Origin of the sequence: Sphingomonas sp. GC_Shp_3 (assembly GCF_026540945.1) — a bacterium.
GTDB lineage: Bacteria > Pseudomonadota > Alphaproteobacteria > Sphingomonadales > Sphingomonadaceae > Sphingomonas.
Map to the genome: position 1 here is coordinate 550,297 of NZ_JALNUT010000002.1, position 14,276 is coordinate 564,572.

The 14,276-nt window shown below is 66.5% G+C and carries 15 protein-coding genes; 6 read left to right on the forward strand and 9 right to left on the reverse strand.

Features of this window, described 5'->3' with window-relative positions; all coding sequences use genetic code 11:
- On the reverse strand, nucleotides 1–786 hold the full coding sequence (locus OXR00_RS08285) for a succinate dehydrogenase iron-sulfur subunit (RefSeq protein ID WP_267387759.1): 786 nt from the start codon (nucleotides 784–786) through the stop codon (nucleotides 1–3).
- 302 nt (nucleotides 787–1,088) lie between these two features.
- On the opposite strand from OXR00_RS08285, the gene OXR00_RS08290 reads away from it, so the two are divergent.
- The gene (locus tag OXR00_RS08290; RefSeq protein ID WP_267387760.1) at nucleotides 1,089–1,832 is read left to right on the forward strand and encodes an SDR family oxidoreductase; all 744 of its coding nucleotides are present in this window, start codon (nucleotides 1,089–1,091) and stop codon (nucleotides 1,830–1,832) included.
- Nucleotides 1,833–1,842: 10 nt separating this feature from the next.
- Here OXR00_RS08290 and OXR00_RS08295 read toward each other — a convergent pair whose 3' ends face one another.
- Both OXR00_RS08295 and OXR00_RS08300 read right to left on the reverse strand, forming a co-directional pair.
- On the reverse strand, nucleotides 1,843–2,403 hold the full coding sequence (locus OXR00_RS08295) for an ATP-dependent Clp protease proteolytic subunit (RefSeq protein WP_267387762.1): 561 nt from the start codon (nucleotides 2,401–2,403) through the stop codon (nucleotides 1,843–1,845).
- Between the two features lie 85 nt (nucleotides 2,404–2,488).
- On the reverse strand, nucleotides 2,489–3,469 hold the full coding sequence (locus OXR00_RS08300; protein WP_267387763.1) for a C13 family peptidase: 981 nt from the start codon (nucleotides 3,467–3,469) through the stop codon (nucleotides 2,489–2,491).
- A 134-nt stretch (nucleotides 3,470–3,603) separates the two neighbouring features.
- On the opposite strand from OXR00_RS08300, the gene OXR00_RS08305 reads away from it, so the two are divergent.
- Nucleotides 3,604–5,580 carry a CocE/NonD family hydrolase gene (locus OXR00_RS08305; protein ID WP_267387920.1) on the forward strand — a complete coding sequence of 659 codons (1,977 nt, stop codon included), beginning with the start codon at nucleotides 3,604–3,606 and terminating at the stop codon, nucleotides 5,578–5,580.
- Between the two features lie 8 nt (nucleotides 5,581–5,588).
- Here OXR00_RS08305 and OXR00_RS08310 read toward each other — a convergent pair whose 3' ends face one another.
- From OXR00_RS08310 to sdhC, 5 genes are all read right to left on the reverse strand, one after another.
- Complete coding sequence (locus OXR00_RS08310; protein WP_267387764.1) at nucleotides 5,589–5,768, reverse strand: hypothetical protein; 180 nt, start codon at nucleotides 5,766–5,768, stop codon at nucleotides 5,589–5,591.
- A 39-nt stretch (nucleotides 5,769–5,807) separates the two neighbouring features.
- Nucleotides 5,808–6,371: a hypothetical protein gene (locus tag OXR00_RS08315; RefSeq protein ID WP_267387765.1), complete on the reverse strand. Its 564-nt coding sequence runs from the start codon at nucleotides 6,369–6,371 to the stop codon at nucleotides 5,808–5,810.
- A gap of 193 nt (nucleotides 6,372–6,564) precedes the next feature.
- Nucleotides 6,565–8,367, reverse strand: a complete 1,803-nt coding sequence (gene sdhA, locus OXR00_RS08320) for a succinate dehydrogenase flavoprotein subunit (protein WP_267387766.1) — start codon at nucleotides 8,365–8,367, stop codon at nucleotides 6,565–6,567.
- Nucleotides 8,367–8,756 (reverse strand): succinate dehydrogenase, hydrophobic membrane anchor protein, encoded by a 390-nt coding sequence (gene sdhD, locus OXR00_RS08325; protein WP_267387767.1) that lies wholly within the window; start codon nucleotides 8,754–8,756, stop codon nucleotides 8,367–8,369. The genes sdhA and sdhD overlap by 1 nt, the downstream gene beginning before the upstream one ends.
- Complete coding sequence (gene sdhC / locus OXR00_RS08330; protein ID WP_267387768.1) at nucleotides 8,756–9,166, reverse strand: succinate dehydrogenase, cytochrome b556 subunit; 411 nt, start codon at nucleotides 9,164–9,166, stop codon at nucleotides 8,756–8,758. The genes sdhD and sdhC overlap by 1 nt, the downstream gene beginning before the upstream one ends.
- A gap of 230 nt (nucleotides 9,167–9,396) precedes the next feature.
- Between sdhC and OXR00_RS08335 the strand changes: the two genes are divergently transcribed.
- The 3 genes from OXR00_RS08335 to OXR00_RS08345 all read left to right on the forward strand — a co-directional run bounded on the left by OXR00_RS08335 (nucleotide 9,397) and on the right by OXR00_RS08345 (nucleotide 12,551).
- Nucleotides 9,397–10,740 carry a methyl-accepting chemotaxis protein gene (locus tag OXR00_RS08335; RefSeq protein WP_267387921.1) on the forward strand — a complete coding sequence of 448 codons (1,344 nt, stop codon included), beginning with the start codon at nucleotides 9,397–9,399 and terminating at the stop codon, nucleotides 10,738–10,740.
- A 133-nt stretch (nucleotides 10,741–10,873) separates the two neighbouring features.
- The gene (locus OXR00_RS08340; RefSeq protein ID WP_267387769.1) at nucleotides 10,874–11,572 is read left to right on the forward strand and encodes an SDR family oxidoreductase; all 699 of its coding nucleotides are present in this window, start codon (nucleotides 10,874–10,876) and stop codon (nucleotides 11,570–11,572) included.
- Complete coding sequence (locus OXR00_RS08345) at nucleotides 11,562–12,551, forward strand: 50S ribosomal protein L11 methyltransferase (protein ID WP_267387770.1); 990 nt, start codon at nucleotides 11,562–11,564, stop codon at nucleotides 12,549–12,551. The genes OXR00_RS08340 and OXR00_RS08345 overlap by 11 nt, the downstream gene beginning before the upstream one ends.
- 97 nt (nucleotides 12,552–12,648) lie before the next feature.
- On the opposite strand, the gene phhA is transcribed toward OXR00_RS08345, so the two are convergent.
- Nucleotides 12,649–13,518, reverse strand: a complete 870-nt coding sequence (gene phhA / locus OXR00_RS08350; RefSeq protein WP_267387771.1) for a phenylalanine 4-monooxygenase — start codon at nucleotides 13,516–13,518, stop codon at nucleotides 12,649–12,651.
- 74 nt (nucleotides 13,519–13,592) lie between these two features.
- On the opposite strand from phhA, the gene OXR00_RS08355 reads away from it, so the two are divergent.
- Nucleotides 13,593–14,225 carry a TIGR02117 family protein gene (locus OXR00_RS08355; RefSeq protein ID WP_267387772.1) on the forward strand — a complete coding sequence of 211 codons (633 nt, stop codon included), beginning with the start codon at nucleotides 13,593–13,595 and terminating at the stop codon, nucleotides 14,223–14,225.
- Nucleotides 14,226–14,276: the final 51 nt, after the last annotated feature.

A 14,276-nucleotide genomic window follows, 5' to 3' on the forward strand; every position in this document is an offset into this window, starting at 1 on the left:
TTACAGCGCGCGCTCGACTTCCATCTTCTTGATTTCGGCGATCGCCTTGGCGGGGTTGAGCCCCTTCGGGCAGACGTTCGCGCAGTTCATGATGGTGTGGCAACGATACAGGCGGAACGGATCCTCCAGCTCGTCGAGCCGCTCGCCGGTCATCTCGTCGCGGCTGTCGGCGAGCCAGCGATAGGCCTGCAACAGGATCGCCGGGCCGAGGAACTTGTCGCTGTTCCACCAGTAGCTCGGGCACGAGGTCGAGCAGCACGCGCACAGAATGCATTCGTACAGGCCGTCGAGCTTCTCGCGGTCTTCCGGGGACTGCAGACGCTCCTTGCCGGCGGGCGGCGGGGTGACGGTTTGCAGCCACGGCTTGATCGACGAATATTGCGCGTAGAAGTGCGTGAAATCGGGGACGAGATCCTTGATGACGTCCATGTGCGGCAGCGGCGTGATGCGGATGTCGCCGCGAATGTCCTCGATCGCCGTCGTGCAGGCGAGGCCGTTCTTGCCGTCCATGTTCATCGCGCACGAGCCACAAATGCCCTCGCGACAGGAGCGGCGGAAGGTGAGCGAGGAATCCTGCTCCGACTTCATCTTGATGAGCGCGTCGAGCACCATCGGCCCGCACGTATCGAGGTCGATCTCGAACGTGTCGTAGCGCGGGTTCTCACCGGTGTCGGGATCGTAGCGATAGATCTTGAACTTCTTGACCCGTTTCGCCTCCGCGCCCGCTGCGTGAACCTTGCCGTTCGCCTTGGGCTTGCTGTTCGCGGGGAGGAAGAATTCGGCCATTACAATCGGTGTCCCGTGGCTGGTGTGCGCCGAGGCGCAAAGGGCTTTGCACATGCCGTTACACAAGCACGCGCCGCGTCGCAAACATTAGCTGCCGACCACCCGTGCGGCAGCAGCAATGGTTTCGCCTGCGCAAGGAAAACTTGCTGCATCTGGCAAAATATTGAAATGGTGTCGCATTCACCTTTACACAAGGGAAACGCCAGCAGAGCGACCCGTTGATCGTACCGCAGCCGCGCCCATTTCCGCCGCAGCGCGGAAAGACCCGTCTCGTGCCGGGCCTGCGCATAGGGATACGTTCCATGAGCAACAGATTCGAAGGCAAGAAGGCGATCGTCACCGGCGGCTCGCGCGGGATCGGCGCAGCGATCGCCAGGCGACTCGCTGCCGAGGGCGCCGACGTCGCGATCACCTATGGCGGTAACGAGGCCGCGGCCAACCTGACCGTGGCGGCGATCACCACCGCCGGGCGCAAGGGCCATGCGATCCAGGCTGACGCCGGCAACGCCGACGCGCAAACCGCCGCCATCGGGCAGGCGATCGACACGCTCGGTGGGCTCGACATCCTCGTCCACAACGCCGGCGTGTTCGAGATGGCACCGATCGACCAAACCGATAACGCCGCGTTCGAGCGGATCTTCGCGGTCAACGTGACCGGCGTGCAGGCCGGCACCGCCGCCGCCGCGCCACGCATCAGCAATGGCGGCCGCATCATCATTATCGGCAGCATCAACGCGCACAGCGCGATCGCACCCGGCCTCGCCCCGTACGGCGCGTCCAAGGCGGCGGTGGCGGGACTGGCGCGCGGGTGGGCCCGCGATCTCGCGAGCCGGGGCATCCTCGTCAACGTCGTGCAGCCCGGGCCAGTCGATACCGACATGAACCCCGCCGATGGCGCGATGGCGGCACAGTTCACGCAGATGATCCCGATCGGCCGCTACGGCCGCGCCGACGAGATTGCGTCGATCACCGCCTTCCTAGCCAGCGACGAGGCGTCGTTCATCACCGGCACCACCATCGACGTCGACGGCGGCCTGTCGGCGTAAGATCGTCGTTTCAGATCACGTCGAGAACGAGGCCGAGGTCGCGCGCTTCCTCGGCCTCGATATACCAGTTGTCGGGCGCCTTCTCCCGCAGCGTATCGAAATCAACCTGACTGCCCCTTACCAGATCGCGGAAGCCTTCTTCCTCAATGCGGATAGACTCCTCGATTTCGTGCAGTGTCGCCTTGATGGTGGCGACGCAGGTGCGCAGCGGCCCCTTGATCTCGAGCGTCTTGGTGAGTTGCCGTTCGTGGAACATCAGCCGCGTGCGCCGCGTCAGGAAGCGGCGATCGACCGGAAACGCCGACATCAGCGTGGCGCCCGCCGAATACACTGCGACCTTGCCGAGGAACAGGATTTCGCGACCGGTATAGTCGGCGATCAGCCGGATATCGTCAGCCATGGTACGCGCCACCTCCGGGTCACCGCCGAGCGTGGTGAGCGCGAGGACCAGCGTCCCTTCCTGTGGGCAGCCATCAAGTTGCTGGCGGAACAGGGTGTACATATCATCGTCGATCGTACCCGACAGACGTATGTGCGGCCTGGCAAGCAGGGGGTAGCGGATATCGTTCATGGCGCGCGTAACCGCTGCGCGCAGGGTGAGTTCCACATGTCGGGCAGTTTGGTAGAGTTGCGCCCCGTCAGCTTCGAGCGGTGCGCTATGGCCCCTTGCGCGTGAACAGGCTCGTCGCGGGACGACCGACCGGCGTGCCCGCCACCTTCGGCACACCGCGATCGAGCACGCTCAGCCACCGTGCCGCCCGCGCGCCGATCGCGAGTTGCGGATTGGAGGCGCGCAATTTGCCCTGCCGCTCCCATTTGGCGATGGTCGCGATCGCCTCCTTGGCCGCCGCCGCGAACGGCTGGTCCTTGCGCAGCGCGTGGTTGACGAGCGCATCGCCGAAGAACGTCCAGTCGCTGTCCGCCTCGCACCCGAACGACGAGCGATCGGCAGCGGCGGCGGTCATCACCACGCCGTCCGGTTCGGCGAGTTTGGGCACGAACACGCCCGCGTAACACGCGCTGACGATCACCAGCCGCCGCTTGATGCCGAGGCCATCCAGCATCGCCGCCAGCCGCACCGGCGCGATCGTGCCGACACCGGCGTCGCCATCCTGATAGACGATGCCGTAATCCGCGCCGTGGCTGGTGGTGTAGAGGACAAGGACATCTTCCTTCCTATCCATGACCTCGGCGATGCGGGCGAGTGCCGCGGCGATATTGTCGGGCGATCCGCGGGCGAGCGTGTCGGCGCCGTGACCATCGGGTCCGGCCAGTACGATAGTGTGACCGGCCGCGTCGTAGCGGCGCGTCAGCACCTTCGCCGCCTCGCGCGCTTCACGCCCGAACACCGCATCGCTGTCGAGCCCCGCCACCAGCACATAGGCATCGACCACGCCCTTGCGCTGCGGCTGCACGCCGGCGAGCGCGCGGTCGAGTCGGCGATGCTCGGCAAGCTGCCATTCGGGCGAGCGCGCATGTTCGAATTGGAACCCCTGCGCGGTATATTGCCCGAATTCGTCATCGTCCTGTTCGGCCGCGACCGGCTTTTTGGCCGGCGCCCTGGTCTGCGCCGACGCCGCGACCGACAGCACCAGCGCCGACGCGAAAAGCCACTCGAATGAACGCCGTACACGCATCGGAATATCCTGCCGGGAGAAGCGGCGATGCTCACTCGCGTGCAGCCGCCAAGTCAATGCGGATTACAGTTGAAACAAAGTTGCTTCCCGCTCTACGCCGTCACCATCACCTCATGAAAGGTCATTCCCTGCCGATGCGCGCCAAATCGCTCCTGCTGCTCGCCACCGCCGCCGCCCTGTCGGGCGCGGTCACCCCCGCCGCCGCGCAGATGGACAAGGCGACCGCGCCGCAGAACCCGCCGGTCTCGCCGCCGCAGCCCGCCGCCGGCGGCGACATTCCGGCCAAGTTCACCCAGCCCGAGGCGGCGCGCGATTACGTCAAGCGCGAGGTGATGATCCCGATGCGCGACGGCACCAAGCTCTACACCGTGATCGTCTATGCCAAGGGGCTGACCAACGCGCCGATCGTGCTGACGCGCACGCCGTATAACGCCAAGGGCCGTGCCAACCGCATGGACAGCCCGAACGAACTCTCCACGCTGCCGCTCGCCGACGAGATGTTCGTCAAGGCGGGCTATATCCGCGTGTATCAGGACATTCGCGGCAAATACGGCTCGGAAGGCGATTACATCGTCACGCGCCCGCCGATCGGCCCGCTCAACCCGACCAAGGTCGATCACACGACGGACGCCTACGACACGATCGACTGGCTGGTGAACAAGGCGAACCTGCCGCAGTCGAACGGCAAGGTCGGCATGATCGGCTCGTCCTACGAAGGCTTTACCGTGGTGATGGCGCTGCTCCACCCGCACCCCGCGCTGAAGGTCGCGGCACCGCAGAGCCCGATGATCGATGGCTGGATGGGCGACGACTGGTTCCACTACGGCGCGTTCCGGCTCGCCAACATCGGCTGGATCGGCTCGCAGACCGGCTACAAGGGCGAGGGCAAGGCGCCGCGTTCGGGCGGGTACGACGATTACGAGAACTTCCGCAACGTCTCGGCGGGCGACTGGGCGAAGCAGTCCGGCTACGACCAGTTGCCGGCGTGGCAGCGGATGGTGTCGCACCCCGCCTATGATGCTTTCTGGCAGGGGCAGGCGCTCGACAAGCTGCTGGCGCAAAGCCCGTCCGACGTCCCGACCTTGTGGGAACAGGGGCTGTGGGACCAGGAGGATATGTGGGGTGCGATCCACAGCTACGAATCGCTGGTCAAGGCGGGCAAGAGCGCCAACAACTTCATCGTGATGGGGCCGTGGCGGCACAGCCAGGTCAACCGCAGCGGCCGCAGCCTCGGTGCGTTCGACTGGAACGGCGACACCGCACAGCAATACCGCGAGGACATGGTGCTGCCGTTCTTCAACCAGTATCTGAAGGACGGCCCGGCGGTGACGCTGCCGGCGGCGGCGATCTACAATACGGGCGAGAACCATTGGGACCGGTTCAGCAAATGGCCGCTGTCCTGCGACAAGGATTGCGCGACGCCACTGACGCCGATGTATCTGCAGGCCGACAAGGGCCTTTCGTTCCAGAAGGCGGCGAGCGGGGGTGACAGCTACCTGTCCGATCCCGCCAACCCGGTTCCCCACCTGCCGCGCCCGGTGAACTTCAACGACGGCCGCTGGGGCGACTGGCTGGTGTCCGACCAGCGTTCGGTCGACGGGCGCACCGACGTGATGGTGTACCAGACGCCGGTGCTGACCCAGACCGTGCGCGTATCGGGTGTGCCGTGGGCGGACATCTTCGCCAAGACGACCGGCAGCGATGGCGATTTCGTGGTGAAGATCATCGACGTTTTCCCGGCGGAGAACGCCACCGACCCGAAGATGGGCGGCTACGAATTGCCGATCAGCCTCGACATCTTCCGCGGCCGCTATCGCGACAGCTTTGCGAAGCCGACCGCCATTCCGGCGGGCAAGGTGCAGGAATACAAGTTCCGCCTGCCCGCGGTGAACCACGAGTTCCTGCCCGGCCATAAGATCATGGTGCAGGTTCAGTCCTCACTGTTCCCGCTGTATGACCGCAACCCGCAGACCTTCGTGCCCAACATCTTCCTTGCCAAGCCGGGTGACTACAAGGCGGCGACCGTGACGATCGAACATGGCGCGGCAGGTGCGAGCTCGGTGTTGCTGCCGGTGGTGCCGGTCGATCAATCGGCAGCGATGGCGCGGTAACGCTGCCGTTATGTGCGTGGGGCAGGCGCGGTGCGCTTGCCCTTGGTGCGGCTGGTGAGGTGGAACCGGCCGCACCGGTCGCAGGCATAGGGGAGCAGCACGAACGGCGCCGCCGACGCGGCAGCGCGGGCGTCGGCTTCGGAAGTGTAGCGTGCCTTGCGGCGGCAGATGCTGAGCCGGGTGCGCATTCCGCTCGTGTAGCGTCGGCGCGGCCTTGGCGCGAGTGCCTAGCGGCGCCTGGAGCAGCGTTCGGCCAGAGCGTCGATCAGCGTGTCGAAATGCTCGCCCATCACCGTTTCGGTGATGCTGAGCCGGCCGTCGCGGTGGGCGATGGTCAGCGTACGATGGCGCTTGACGGTGACGATGCGCAGGTCGGTTATAGCACCATAAGCAAGCGTGACGGTTGCGGTCGTGAACGTATTACGTGGCGCGGTGATGCCCGTTGCGTCGAGCGTCACCAGCCGAGGTGGACTCACCGCCAGCACCAGCAGGAACAGCCCCAACAGGAAACCGATGCCGCATACCACGGCCATCCCCCACCAGAAAATCGTCGCCTGTGACGGGTCGAGCCGGATCAGGTGATTAATGATGAGGCCGCGGTCATTGTCGCGCGCGGTCCATACCGTAAATACCGCAACCGCGCCGGTAAGCGCGGTCACGAGGAGCGCACTGGCGGCTTTGGGGCGGTATTCGAAGCTTAGCGGTGTCGTGCCGGCGATCGCGGTTCGCGGGTGCGTACCGGGATGCGGCGTGGCAAGGGCGGTGGTGCGCTTGCCGAAGGTTCCAGCCATGACATGCTTCCGTCCGTTGACCTGCCGGAGCGTAGCGGTGGCGGGTTAACGAACGGTCAGCGTGTGGTTGGAATGCGGGTGCGTGCGGCCGGAGCGCGCGCCAAGCCCACGCCGTCGGTCGCCGCTGCAGCCGCGCCAGCCGGGCGCGCCGCCGGTGCACGCCGGAGCTTGGCTCCGGCGTGCACGGCGCGCCTTAGTAAACGCGCTTCTTCGGTTTGATATACTCGGCGTCGTCGGTCAGCGTGTAGTCGTGGACCGGGCGGTAGCCGATCTCGACCTTGCCGCCGGTGCCGCCCCAGCCGGTGAACGTCGCGGTGGTGTGCTTCATCCACTCCGCGTCGTTGCGGTCCGGATAATCCTCGTTGACGTGCGCGCCGCGCGATTCCTTGCGGTTGGCGGCGCTTTCCATCGTCACCACCGCCTGTGCGACGAGGTTGTCGAGCTCGAGCGTCTCGACCAGATCGGTGTTCCAGATCAGCGAGCGATCGGTGACGTGGACGTCCTGCATCTGCCCGTAGATCTGCGCGATCTTCTGCTGGCCTTCGCCGAGCAGCGCATTGTCGCGGAACACCGCGCAATGCTTCTGCATGGTGCGCTGCATCTCGGTACGGATCTTCGCGGTCGGGATGTTGCCATTGGCGTTGCGGAACCGATCGAGCCGGGTCAGCGCCATCTCCTCGGAACCCTTGGGCAGCGGGTTGTGCGCAGTGTTGGGCTTGAGCGTCTCTTTGAGGCGCAGGCCGGTGGCGCGGCCGAACACCACCAGATCGATCAGCGAGTTCGAACCCAGGCGGTTGGCGCCATGCACCGAGACGCACGCCGCCTCGCCGACCGCGAACAGGCCAGGGACGACCGCATCCGGGTTGCCGTCACGCAAGTGGACGACTTCGCCGTGATAGTTCGTGGGGATGCCGCCCATGTTGTAATGCACGGTCGGCGTGACCGGCAGCGGCTGGCGGGTGAGATCGACGTTGGCGAAGATCTTGCCGGTCTCGGTGATGCCGGGGAGACGCTCGGCCAGCACCTTGGGGTCGATATGATCGAGGTGCAGGAAGATGTGGTCCTTGTGCTCGCCGACACCGCGCCCTTCGCGCATTTCCAGCGCCATCGAACGCGACACGACGTCGCGCGAGGCGAGATCCTTCGCGGACGGCGCGTAACGCTCCATGAAGCGCTCGCCCTCGGAATTGGTGAGGTAACCACCCTCGCCGCGCGCGCCCTCAGTGATGAGCACGCCCGCGCCGTAGATGCCGGTCGGGTGGAACTGGACGAACTCCATGTCCTGCAGCGGCAGGCCGGCGCGCAGCACCATCGCGTTGCCGTCGCCGGTGCAGGTGTGCGCCGAGGTCGCGGAGAAATACGTGCGGCCGTAGCCGCCGGTCGCCAGCACGACGCTGTGCGCACGGAAACGGTGGATCGCGCCGGTTTCCATGCACAAAGCGATCACGCCGCGGCAGGCGCCATTCTCCATGATGAGATCGAGCGCGAAATATTCGATGTAGAAGTCCGCGTCATACTTCAGGCTCTGCTGGTAGAGCGCGTGGAGCATGGCGTGGCCGGTCCGGTCGGCGGCGGCGCAGGTGCGCTGCACCGGCGGGCCGTCGCCCATGTTCTGCATGTGACCGCCGAACGGGCGCTGGTAGATCGTGCCGTTGTCGTTGCGGCTGAACGGCACGCCGGCGTGCTCCAGCTCGTAGACGGCGGCGGGCGCCTCGCGCACCATGTACTCGATCGCGTCCTGGTCACCGAGCCAGTCGGAACCCTTGACGGTATCGTACATGTGCCACGACCAATGGTCGGGCGTGTTGTTGCCCAAGGATGCGGCGATGCCGCCCTGCGCGGCGACGGTGTGGCTGCGCGTGGGGAACACCTTGGTGATGCACGCGGTCTTCAGACCGGTCTCGGCGATGCCCATCGTGGCACGCAGGCCGGAGCCACCCGCGCCGACGACGATTGCGTCATAGGTGTGATCGATGATCTTGTAGGCTTCGGCCATCAGAGCGGCATCCCGGCGGTAAAGGCGATCTTGAGGATCGAGAAGATTGCGATCGCAGCAGTCACGACCACGAAGAAGTTGAGCGCGAACATCAGCGCGACGCGCGTCTCGGCATGGCCGTAATCCTCGATCACGACCTGAAGTCCCAGCCGGAAGTGCCAGAACACCGATATGACAAGCAGGACCATCGGCACGGCAACCCATGCCGAAGACAGCCAAGGCCGAACCGTTGCGTAGTCGTAGCCCGGCAGTCGCGCGATCGCGATGACGAACCAGATCATCAGAAACAGGTTGGACGCCGCCGTCAGGCGCTGATTCCACCAATGGTGCGCGCCGTGCTTGGCGCTGCCGAGGCCGCGAACGCGACCGAGTTCAGTCCCGCGACCCATTATTTGCCCCCCAACATGAATGCCCAGAAGATGATCGTGGCGAGGATCGAGAAGACGAACGTAGCCAGCGCGCCGCGCTTGTTGCCCTTCAACTCGTACCCCGCACCCGTATCGAGGATGAAGTGGCGCACGCCGCTTGCCAGATGCTGGAAGAACGACAGCGTCAGGCCGACACCGAAGATGTAGCCGAGCGCGCCGCCCAGCGCTTCGCCGAACACGAAGTGGAACAGCGCATAGCTCTTCGCACCCCCTGCGATGGCAGCGAGCCACCAGACCAGCAGCACCGAGCCGACCGTCGCCATGCCGCTGCCGGTCACGCGATGGAGGATCGAGACCGTCATATGCGGCCCCCATTTCCAGATGCTGAGATGCGGACTTAACGGACGTGCGGCGGGTCGTTGGCTGGCCAAGACGGAAATCCTCTTGCGGGCTATCGGCGTCGTATTAGTCCCCATGGGGCACGATGCAAGCGCTGCGACGCAATATGAAGTTGCGCCCGGCGTCCGCCGCCAGGAAATCGCCGGTTGGCGCGGCGCCCTAACCCGCTCTTAACCAGCGCCGCTTAGGACCGGCAGCAGCACCCGTCGCTCGACGGGCAGCCGTTGCACCAACCGGAGTCCTCCGCTTGAACCTTGAAGACCTGCCCGCCCCCGGCACCCTCGCAGCAGGGTTCGATATCGGCGCACGGCTGCGCGCGTTTGACATGGACGCGACGATGCTGGCGACTTGCCGCGCGGTATGGGACGTCCTGGAGCCCGACGTGCGGGTGATCTCCGAGGCGTATTGGGCACAATGGCTGCGCTGCTTCCCCGACAGCCGCGCCTGGGACCGTAGCGAAACCGAGAAGATGATCGATATCGGCTGCACCTTCCTGCGCAACCGGTTCTGCGATCCCGTGGGCCGGGCGTGGATCGAGTCGATCGAACGCTCGGTCGCTACCGCGGCGAAGGGCGACGTCGCGCCGATGGAATTGCGCGCGATGATCTGCGCGAGCGATCGGGTGGCGATGTCGGTGCTGCTGAAGCGGCTGGAACCCGGCGACGCCCGACTGCCGGCGATGGTCGATGCGCTGTTGCGGCTCTCCGCGCTGGAATGCGACGTTACCGCGTCGCTGTACCGCAGCTATGAGGAACACGCCTTGCTGAATGCCCGCGAACGACTCGCGACGCAGTTCCGCGAAGGCATTGCCCGCGCCGTGGAGGGTGCGACCGAGGACAGCGTGACGCTGCGCGCGCATTCGGTGCGGACCTCCGCCTCGACGCGCGGGATGCTCGGCAAGACCTCCGAAGTCGCCGCTGCCGCCGAACAATCGGCGATGGCGATGCGCGAGGCGGCGCAGACCGCCGCCGGACTGATCCGCGCGATCGAGGATGCCCGCACCGAAGTGGAAGCCGCCGCCGAAATTGCAACGCGCGCGTCCGGCCAGGCCAGCCAGGCGGTCGGAATGTCGGAAACGCTGTCGGATCATGCCAAGTCGATCGAGTCGATACTCGGGCTGATCCGCGACATCGCCGGGCAGACCAACCTGCTCGCGCTCAACGCCACGATCGAGGCGGCGCGCGCGGGCGACGCCGGACGTGGCTTCGCGGTGGTGGCGCAGGAGGTGAAATCGCTCGCCAGCCAGACCGCGCGCGCGACCGACGACATCGCCGCCAAGATCGCCGCGATCCAGTCTGCGACTCGCTCGACCGTCGACACCAACGCCGGCATCAAGGCGACCGTGGCGGAAGTGCAGGAAAGCGCCAACCGCATCCGCTACGCGATGGAGGCACAGGCGCAGACCGTCACCGCGATCACCGCCGCCGTCGACGAAACCGCGCTCGCCGCCGATTCGATGTCGCACACCATCGCGACCATCCGCGAGGATACCGAGAACGTCGCGTCCGACATCGACCAGGTCGGGCGCGGTTTCGATACGCTGGAGGGCAAGCTCGGCACGCTCAAGAGCAGCGCCGCCGATTTCGTGGCGCGCGTCGCCGCCTGACGATTGCAGCCCGTCCCGGCGCGAAGCCGGGGTGGGCGGTTACCGACCTCCACTGGCTGGGTTCGAACCCCGCCCGCGACCGAACGGGCGGTGCGCACTCTCGACTCGGCGCAATTCGGCTCTAAAAAGCCGCATGACCAACATCCTCCTGACCGGATCGTCGCGCGGCATCGGCGCGGCGATCGTCACCGCGCTCGACCTGCCCGACGTTGCCCTCGCCAAGCAGGCGACGCGCGGCGGCGATGGCACCATTGCTGCGGATTTCGCCGACCCCGCCGCCCCGCAGGCGCTATGGGATGCGGCGGTGGCGCAGCTCGGCACGATCGATGTGCTGGTCAACAACGCCGGCGTGTTCGAGGCCAGTCCGCTCGACGGTGACGAATGGGTGGCGCAGTGGGAGCGCACGATGCGCGTCAACCTTACCGCCTCGGCCGAACTGTGCCGGCTGGCGGTACTGCACTGGCAGGCGCGCGGGCGTCCGGGCCGCATCGTCAACGTCGCCAGCCGCGCCGCCTATCGCGGCGACAGCCCGGCGCACTGGCATTATGCCGCGTCCAAGGCAGGCATGGTGGCGATGACCAAGACGATTGCGCGAGGGTACGCGCGCGAGGGTATCCTCGCCTTTGCGGTGTGCCCCGGCTTCACCATGACCGGCATGGCGGAGGACTATCTGGCGAGTCGCGGCGGCGACAAGCTGCTCGCCGACATTCCGCTCGGCCGCGTTGCCGCACCAGAAGAGGTGGCGACGACGGTGAAGTTCCTCGCGCTGGAAGCACCGCCGTCGATGACCGGCGCGGTGGTCGACGTGAACGGGGCAAGCTATGTCCGTTGACCCGACCGAAAGCTGGAAGCTGTCGATCCCGTGCACCCGCGACGAGGCGGAGGCGATCGATATGGGAGAAGGGCTGGCGGGGTTCGATCCCTCGCCCGTGATCCTCACCAGCGAGGAGGTCGAGGACGATCCGACGAGCTGGCGACTGGATGCGTTCTTCAGCGGCAAGCCCGGCCGCGCGGTGATCACCGCGGTGCGCGCGCTCGCGCCGAGTTCGCAAGGCGTGAAGGCCAAGGCGGAGCGCGTGCCCGACGAGGACTGGATCACGCTCAGCCAGGCCGGGATCGAGCCGGTGCAGGCCGCGCGTTTCTATGTCCACACCAGCGCGAACAAGGGCGCGGTGCCCGACGGCGCGCGCGCTTTCCAGATCGAGGCGAGCCGCGCGTTCGGCACCGGTCACCATCAGACCACCACCGGCTGCCTGCTCGCGCTCGATGCGATGAAGGTTGCAGGCAAACGCTTTCGCAACGTGCTCGATATCGGCACCGGCACCGGACTGCTCGCCTTTGCGGCACTGCATCTATGGCCGCGTGCCTACGCCACCGCCTCGGATATCGATGCGGCGGCGGTGGCGATCAGCGCGGAGAATGCGCACGTCAACGGCGTGGCGCTCGGCAGCGGGCCTGGGGCGCTCGCGCTCGCCACCGCGCCGGGGCTGGAGCATCCGCTGCTGATCAGCCGCGCGCCATACGACCTGATCGTCGCCAACATCCTTGCCGGGCCGTTGATCGGGCTGGCCCCGACGATCGCGATGGCGCTGGTCGAGGGCGGCACACTGGTCGTGGCCGGGCTGCTCGACTGGCAGGCCGCGCCCGTCACCGCCGCTTACCGCCGGCAGGGGCTGATGCCGGTCTCCGCCAACGCGATTGGCGACTGGCCGACGCTGGTCTTGCGCAAACGCGCGCGCTACGGCGCGGCGCGGGTGACGCGGCTCGGGCCGGGCGGCGCCAACGATGCACCGGGGTTCGGGAGTTGGTGAGGCTTTAACTCGCTCCCGCTTCCCCGCCGCAGGCCGGGGTCCCGTTGCAAGGTCGCTGTGACGCAGCGCTTCGCCGGTCAGGCGACCCTGGCGCGGCTCAGGCCAGCGCCTTGCCCCGCGCATAATCCTGCGTACCACGCGTCACCACGACGTCGTCGGGCAGCACCTCGCCGGGCGCGAGGTCACTCTGGCGCCGCACCGTTCGATACAGCGGCGCGAAGTCGATCTGCGTGGTCGCGCTCAGCAGTTCCTCGAAACTGGGGATGACGAAGTAATTCTGCTGGAAATCGTCGATCCGGTATTCGGTCCGCATCACGCGTTCGAGATCGAAGGCAATGCGGTTGGGGCTGGCATCCTCCAGCGCGAACCGGCTTTCCGAGAAGCTCGACACGATCCCCGCGCCATAGATCCGCAATCCCTCCGGCTCCGCCACCAGCCCGAACTCGACCGTGTACCAGTAGAGCCTCGCGAGGTATTTGAGCGCGTCCAGCCCGACCGCGCGCTGCCCGCCCTTGCCATACGCCTCGAGGTAATCCGCAAACACGGGATCGGCGAGCATCGGCACGTGACCGAATACGTCGTGAAACACGTCCGGTTCCTGCAGATAATCGAGCTGGTCGGCGCGGCGGATGAAGCTGCCCGCGACGAAGCGGCGGTTCGCCATGTGATCAAAGAACACGTCGTCCGGCACCAGTCCCGGCACCGCGACGACCTGCCAGCCGGTCAGCCCCATCAGCCGGTCCGACAGCTCCGCGAAGTCGGGAATGCCGGGTTTGGACAGTTTCAGCACATCCAGCCCGCGCAGGTACGCATCCGACGCGCGGCCGGGCAGCAGCGCCGCCTGCCGGGCGAACAGCGTGTCCCATACGCCATGTTCCTCCGGCGTATAACGATCCCAATTCTGCGGCACGGTCCAGTCGGCGGCGGCACCTGCGGGCGGATGCGTGGGGAGCGTATCGGTGGTCATGAAAAGATCGTAACACGCGGGACGGCGGAGGGGAAAGCAGCGTGACGCGGAATCGGTGGCGTTGGATACGAAATGTGGCGATCGGCGTCGTGGCGGTGTTCGCCGGATATGTCGTCGCCGGGCTGATCGGCGGTGCGATCCCCAGCAACGCCGGCTGGCGCGCGCCGGCAGACGGCATCCGCATCGCGGTGTCGAGCAACGGCGTGCACACCGGGCTGATCGTGCCGGTAGTCGCCGCCGGGGTGGACTGGCGCGGCCTGTTGCGACCCGAACACCTGCGCGATCCGCGCTACGCCGGCTATCCGGCGGTGGAGATCGGCTGGGGCGAGCGCGGCTTTTACCTCGAAACGCCGACCTGGGCGGACGTGCGGCCGGGCACGGTGGTCGCCGCCGCGATCGGCAGCGACCGGACGGTGATGCATGTCGACCACCTGCCCTTTCCGGCGCCGGATGCGAACAACCGGGTCGTCACGTTGCGGCCCGAGGAGTACCGCCGCCTCGCCACCTTCATCCGCGCGAGCTTCGGCCAGAGCGGCTGGCATCGCCCCGGCTACTTCACCGCCGACGCCTTCTACGACGGGCGCGGCCACTACAGTGCGATCCGCACCTGCAACACATGGACCGGCGATGCGTTAAGATATGCGGGTGTCCGCGTTGGTGCATGGACGCCGTTTGCGGCATCGGTCATGCAATGGTTCAAGATTTAGCGGTTCAAGATCTAGCGGCGCTCCCGCCCCCCTCCCGGTTTCTGTACGCCG